At 35.2% G+C, this 6827-nt stretch carries 7 protein-coding genes; 5 read left to right on the forward strand and 2 right to left on the reverse strand.

The annotated features are described in order from the left end of the window. From C1642_RS19420 to C1642_RS13275, 3 genes are all read left to right on the forward strand, one after another. Positions 1 to 673 (forward strand): MFS transporter (locus tag C1642_RS19420; RefSeq protein ID WP_228153884.1); only part of this gene is annotated, 673 nt, incomplete at its 5' end. A 175-nt stretch (positions 674 to 848) separates the two neighbouring features. Next, positions 849 to 2039, forward strand: a complete 1191-nt coding sequence (locus tag C1642_RS13270; RefSeq protein WP_103236424.1) for an MFS transporter — start codon at positions 849 to 851, stop codon at positions 2037 to 2039. A gap of 1 nt (position 2040) precedes the next feature. Then, complete coding sequence (locus C1642_RS13275; RefSeq protein WP_000423245.1) at positions 2041 to 2937, forward strand: LysR substrate-binding domain-containing protein; 897 nt, start codon at positions 2041 to 2043, stop codon at positions 2935 to 2937. A gap of 34 nt (positions 2938 to 2971) precedes the next feature. Here the strand turns inward: C1642_RS13275 and C1642_RS13280 are convergent, their stop codons facing one another. Beyond that, positions 2972 to 4582, reverse strand: coding sequence for a bifunctional 3-(3-hydroxy-phenyl)propionate/3-hydroxycinnamic acid hydroxylase (locus C1642_RS13280; RefSeq protein WP_001077081.1), 1611 nt, complete (start codon positions 4580 to 4582; stop codon positions 2972 to 2974). 686 nt (positions 4583 to 5268) lie between these two features. Here C1642_RS13280 and C1642_RS13285 point away from each other — a divergent pair. Beyond that, on the forward strand, positions 5269 to 5463 hold the full coding sequence (locus tag C1642_RS13285; protein WP_079378437.1) for a hypothetical protein: 195 nt from the start codon (positions 5269 to 5271) through the stop codon (positions 5461 to 5463). Positions 5464 to 5715: 252 nt separating this feature from the next. After that, positions 5716 to 6174, forward strand: coding sequence for a hypothetical protein (locus tag C1642_RS13290; protein WP_001127331.1), 459 nt, complete (start codon positions 5716 to 5718; stop codon positions 6172 to 6174). Between the two features lie 98 nt (positions 6175 to 6272). Here C1642_RS13290 and C1642_RS13295 read toward each other — a convergent pair whose 3' ends face one another. Next, positions 6273 to 6701 carry a GNAT family N-acetyltransferase gene (locus tag C1642_RS13295; RefSeq protein ID WP_103236425.1) on the reverse strand — a complete coding sequence of 143 codons (429 nt, stop codon included), beginning with the start codon at positions 6699 to 6701 and terminating at the stop codon, positions 6273 to 6275. Positions 6702 to 6827 lie beyond the last annotated feature (126 nt).

Raw genomic sequence — 6827 nt, forward strand, 5'->3', positions numbered from 1 at the left:
TCCTCTTATGATCAAATTTTTACCTGAATCTCGAGAGTTTTTACAAACGAGATTTCAAGATAAATCGATTACCCACATACAAAGCTCTTTTAAAAATCTTTTTCAAAATAATTATGCTTCACAGACTTTATTACTGTGGGCAAGCTATTTTTTTACCTTGATGGTGGTTTACATCATGTTGAGTTGGTTACCGTCTCTATTTATGGAGTTGGGATTCTCTCGTCAACAGGGCAGTTTAGCTCAAGTATTTTTCCAAATGGGAGCTGCCATTGGGACTGTTGTACTGGGTATTTTGATTGACCGCTGGAATAAAGCCTATGTGATTATCCTTATGTATATAGGTATTTTAGCTGGTTTATTTAGTTTAAATGGAGCTGGAAATCTAACTGCAATGTATGCAGCCGCAGCCTTAATGGGGACATTTACTATTGGTGGACAAGGCGTTTTATATGCTTTTGGCAGTATCGTATATCCAACAGAGATTCGGGCAACTGGTGTAGGCAGTGCCGCAGCGGTTGGACGTATTGGTGCAATGTTAGGTCCCGCAATTGCTGGTCAAGTACTCGCAATGGGAAGCGGTGCTACAGGTGTTATTTCCGCTGCTATTCCTGGAATTGTCATTTCAGCATTACTGATGCTTTTGGTAATTCGTCGATTACATCAGGCTAAATAGTCCAAAGTCCAAATAGAACAATGAAAAAAGCTCAGCTCTGGGAGCTTTTTTCATTTTATTTCAATTCAAGAAGCCCTCAAGTCTATCCACTCTAAGTTTAGAGCAAATCAATGATTGTAAATGTCAGATGAATTGACTTCGTATTTTAAATAAAAACCTTAATTGAGTAAGAAAAATGCACCCAATTGCCAATGAAAAGCTTTGGAATCGTTCATTTATCCTTTGTGTATTGAACAACCTTTTTTTATTCATTTATTACTATGCTTTACTCACCATATTACCTCTTTATATTTTAAAAGAATTATCTGGTTCAATTAGTCAGGCAGGTTTGGCACTAACTTTATTCTTGATTTCATCGATTGCCATTCGTCCTTTTGCTGGTTTGATCATTGAACGCTTAGGCGAAAAAACTGCATTGCGCGGTTCAGGATTACTGTTTGCATTTTTGGCCTTTGGTTATTTATTTATAAATCAACTATGGGTATTACTGTTGATCCGATTCATGCATGGAATCTGGTTTAGTATTTTAACTACAGTAACCGTACCTATTGTGAATGAATTCATCCCAGAGCAGAGGAAAGGCGAAGGCATGGGATATTTTGTCATGTCTACGAATTTTGCAGTTGTATTTGGGCCGATGATTGCACTAGCTACTCTGCGTTACACTAGTTTTTATAATCTATTTATTCTTCTCACTTTAATTGTGTGTCTAGGTTTGGTTTTTTGCTTTCTTATACCTGTGTCTTCGTTAAAAGATAGACAGTGGGTTCAAGCAAAGCAAAAAATTTCTTTAAACGGTATTATCGAAAGGAGAGTGGTACCTATAGGGGTGGTTGCATTATTTGTTGCCATGGCTTATTCAAGCATTATGAGTTTCATTAGTGTCTATAGCGAAACGAAACACTTACTTGCTGAAACAAGTATTTTTTTTATTATCTTTGCAATATCAATGATTATCGCGCGTCCTTGGGTTGGCTATTCGTACGATAAAAGAGGAGCTAACTCAGTGGTTTATCCTTCGTTTATTCTTTTTGCGGTAGGATTATTCTTGGTGAGTCAAATGCGAACCCAGTGGGAATATTGGTTTGCTGCGGTTTTAATTGGTGCAGGGTACGGATCACTTTTTCCTGTTTTTCAAACGATGGCTATACAAACGGTTGAGAAAAACAGAATTGGGTATGCGGTTTCAACCTTTTTTACTTTATTTGATTTAGGGCTGGCAATTGGTTCGGTTCTGGTAGGACTTATTATTGCTCAAATAGGCTATGAAAAAACTTACCAGTTGTGTGCATGGGTAACGATAATGACTTTATTTTTATATCGTTGGCTATGTAATCGAGATATAAAGACAAAAATTGGGATATGACATGGAATTACGTCACTTACGTTATTTTGTTGCGGTTGCTGAAGAGCTGAATTTTACAAAAGCGGCATTACGAATGCATACGGTACAGCCTTCGCTCAGCCAGCAAATTAAAGATTTAGAAGATGAAGTTGGTGTTCAACTTTTTATACGTAGCAAGCGAAAAGTCGAGCTTACAAAAGCAGGGGAAGTTTTTTTTAAAGAAGCTTTGATTATATTAGAGCACACAGAGAAAGCTATTAGCTTGGCTAGACAAACTGCAAAAGTTGAACAAGAACAATTAAATATTGGTTTTGTTCCAGCAGCTGAAATGAAAGTTTTCCCTTACATCATGCCGAATATTAGAGCACATTTCCCAGAGCTTACAATTGATTTTCAAAGCTTAACCGATGATGCTCAACTACAGGCGCTTAAGAAGGGCGAGATAGATATTGCTTTTACCCGTTACGGGGCTAATACAAATGAATTAGTTTCTATTCAAATCTTTCAAGAACCGTTGACTTTAATTATTCCTAAAAACTCTCCAGATGCTCAACAGGAACGCATCAGTATAAAAAGTTTTGAGCACCATAACTTTGTGATGTGTAATGAAGAAGCTTCACCTGAACTTTATCGAATTATTGATGGATTTTTTAAAAAATCTAAACTTAATATCAATGTCGTACAGTACTCAACTAACATTTTACTGAATGTTAACTTGGTTGGAATGGAAATTGGATGGAGTCTCGTTCCTCAGTATGTCATCCCACTTTTAGGAGATAAAATTGTAGTAAAAAAAACCGTAGAACCTTTGCCTATGATAGGTTTATATGTTTCTTATAGAAAAGACCATGTTAACAAAGCTATAGATTTAATTTTGGATGTACTTAAAAAACAGTTTCATCTAAATTTTTCCTTTTAAAAAAAAGCCATTCTAAAGAATGGCTTAATTACTTTTAGATGACCAAATGCATTTTTTGGAACAACTCTTCACTTATACTGTTTACTGTTTGAGGAATAGCGAGTCCTGCTATAAAACGATCAGGTCTTAAAATCACCATAGATTGATTCGTTTGACTGAACCAAGAGCGAATTTCAGTATCTACATCGCCAATAGTAATTACATGTTCATGAGAAGAACGGTTCGGTGCATCTAACTGAACAGCTGGTACGACTTGAATAAACTTGATTCCTAACTTATCCCATTTTTTCATTACATTTGGTGATATACCCCAAGTAGGATTAACTCCCCAGGCAAGAATAGCAAAGTTATTGCCAATCACTTCGTCGAGTAAAATTTTGTCTTTATTTTCAAGCTGAACATGAGGCTGGATGAACATCTTTCCGACAGGCGTATTTTTTTCTGGAAAGGGTGCCAAGATGCCTTGATGATATTTTGGCATGGGTTTAAAACGCATTTCTAACAAATAACGTTTTATTGGTTGTATGTAATTTAATACGTATGCAATACCATCACGCACAACACCTTGCCATTTCTTTGGTGGAGCAAGTACATGGCCTGCCAGAACAGATAAATTAATCATGGCTTGAGCATGATCTCTTCTTTCTAATTGGTAACTATCTAGAATTTCTGGGCCTGCAACTTTTTTGATGACTAAAGCCATCTTCCAAGCAAGGTTAAAAGCATCACGCATGCCACTATTGTAACCTTGGCCTTGCCATACAGGCATAATATGCGCTGCATCTCCAGCTAATAAAATACGGTCTACACGGAAACGGTCTGCAATACGTGCATTGTGCGTATAGACACGTTGACGAATTACTTCAATATTGTCGGTATGTGGTAAAACTTTACGCAATAAACGATTAATATTTTCGGGTTTACTTAGTTCTTCCTGAGTTTCTCCTGGCATTACCATAAACTCAAAACGACGAATACCATGTGGTAAAGCAGCCGATACATAAGGACGTACTGGATCACAGCATAAATATACATGAGGCGTCGCTAGTGGATCGTTGGCAAGGTCAATAACAATCCATTGGTTTGGAGCAGTTTCACCCTCAAAATTAATGTTAAGTGTACGGCGTACAAATGAATTCCCGCCATCGCAAGCGATTAAATACTGCGCTTGAACAATTTCCTGCTTTTGATCTTTAGTCGTTAAATTTAAAGTTACATGGTCTTTGTCTTGAGTGAAGCTATTTAATTGACGTGAAAAACGCACCTCCGTGGTTGGATAGGCTGCTAAACCTTCCAGTAAAACACGGTCAACTTGGGGTTGGATAAATGCATTACGACGTGGCCAGCCAAATTCGCGAGTCATAGGCTGGATATCCGCAAAACAGCGACCTTTGGGTGTTAAAAACCGCATAGCATGATTAGGGGTGGTGTGCGGTAAAACTTGTTTGATTAACCCTACTGACTGAATTGTACGTAATGATTCATCATCAATACCAATCGCTCTTGGATAATCAATGAGTTGGTCTAGTTGTTCAATAACAGTAACTTGTACACCTTGTTTACTTAAATAATTTGCAATTGTTAACCCAACTGGGCCTGCACCTAAAATTGCAACTTCCGTGGTGTGATGTTGAGTCTGATTCACAGTAAATATCCCTTACTATCTAGTTTTCTTATTAATATCAAAATTGAAACAAAGCTAAATTTAATCAATAGTTTAATAAGACGATTTTTTAAAGGGGTAAGTATGCTTTATTGATTTTAATGTATTGTATTTAAAGGATTTTTAAATATTTTGTAATAGGTTTTTTTAATCCCATCATTGTTTTAAATTATAATTGAAAGAAATTAATATTAGAATTTAATTTGTATATTAAAAAATTAATTTATATACACGGCTTAAATAAATATTTAGAACATTTGTATGGGGTATTAAAGAGAATAATACTTTAGCTCATTAGTAATTTTGGCACTACATGAGCTTAAAATTATTCCTGAGCATAACGGGCTCTTTGTTCTGTAGACCAGCTTTGCTTACCAGCAGCAAGCGCAAAACAGGCCGCTGCCAGAAAATTCTATGTGAACAGAAAACAAAGCGTGAGGGAAAGTCATGCTTCAATTTCATTCTTTCCTATTAGTAAAAATTTAATAATTTAGCATGTCATTTATTACCGAAAAAGTCATTTGAAATAGTTAACAATGTTTTATTGAGGTGTTTGGCTTTTTTATTTTTGAGTATTTCGGTACTATTCCTATTCTTCTTTCCGCACAAAATCTATAAAAAGCTTGCACTCTTCGTAAGCTTTTAGACTGATTAATTTACTAGGGCATATGAAACGTTACTGGAAACAAACCGAATCAATAGCTTCACGTTGGACGACCGAACAAGACTGTTTTTTAATAGAAAATAATTCACTTTCTATAGATGAGCTAAAAGAGCATTTACCATTTTCTGAAGATGAAATAAGAGTTCGTAGATCAGTTTTAGGACTCGTAAGACGAGATCAGCAAATGAGAACGTATTAATTTTACCAAATGGTAAATTTTAATTGAAAATAAATATTTCAAAAGATAATAATATTTTAAAAAAAATTGCGGATGAGTTATCAAAACCATAATTTTTTTAGGTGATTGTTCAATAGTCTTTACATAAAGCTTTAACTACTTACGTTTGAGTATAATATTGTTTCACTTCTTTACATTTGTTTAATCATAATCAGAACCATAAAACATTTTAAGATCAAAACTTTATAACAATTGAGATTGAGGAGGGTAAAAATGCCAAAGTATTTAGCCGTGGCTGAAAAGGTTTATAAGAATATTAAAAAAGACGACTTATTCACCAATGACCTTACACAAAATCTGAATTGTTTAATCAGTCAGATACGTAAGGCCATTAAAGGGACTGAGTTTAAACTTAAGTTCAATTATATTGATTTTGACGAGCAGCTCACGAAGCCTCTTAGTGAATGTAAAGTCAAAGTTGATCTAAGTGTAATGCCGAAGTTTGAAAACGAAGGAGAGTATTTGCTCTGGTTAGCAAGTTTTATCGAGCGAATTACCGATGGTGGAAAACCTAAATTTCCACCAATTTCACAATTAATTCCGCACGGATTTAAAATTTCTAAAGAATCATTTCCTGTGACTGTTGCTCCTCCTAAAGAAGAGCATGCAGATATGATTATTAAATATTTTAAATCGGAAGATTTTATGAAAACCAATAAAACTCCTTCGTAAAAGAATATAGAAGTATTCGTCCACCATACTTCTATATATTGCTGGTTTAAATTCAGCCACCGCCTTCTGGGGCGGTTTTTTTATAGATATTCTTTTATTTATTTATTTCTTTCTAAAAGCAAAACCGGTTTGTCGTAATTACTGTTACACCACTCATGTTTTTTTAGTATAGCTTCTGGAACTTGAGCTATGTCTTTCACAGCAGCAAAACCTAGAGAGCCATAAAAGCCCTCTAACTCGGCAAAGGGTAAACAGTAAAGCATAGAAAAATCTGAATTTTTAATTAAGAAATCAACTACCTTACGGGCGATTCCTAACCCTTCATTGCCCGGAAAAACATAAATTCCACCAAGCTCGCCGCTGTTAGCATCAATACCTACAACTCTACCTTGCCCAACAGTTTTCTCACTAATAGAAGCTAGTACAATAAGTTCATCATCATGTGATGGTACAAAATCAATTTCGGCATAGCGTTCGTTTATAGCTTTTAGATCGGCAGGGGTCGCGAATCTTAATGAAATTTCCATCATTTTTCCTGCAAGTATTATCTATAATATTCAAGACTTCGTTTTTTCAAAAATATTCATACGATATAAAACAAGATAAATAATTTAGCTAATTATTTAAATTAGCCTTTTTCATATAGTGCGTAT

Source organism: Acinetobacter sp. AKBS16, from assembly GCF_002899995.1.
Classification (GTDB): domain Bacteria; phylum Pseudomonadota; class Gammaproteobacteria; order Pseudomonadales; family Moraxellaceae; genus Acinetobacter; species Acinetobacter baumannii.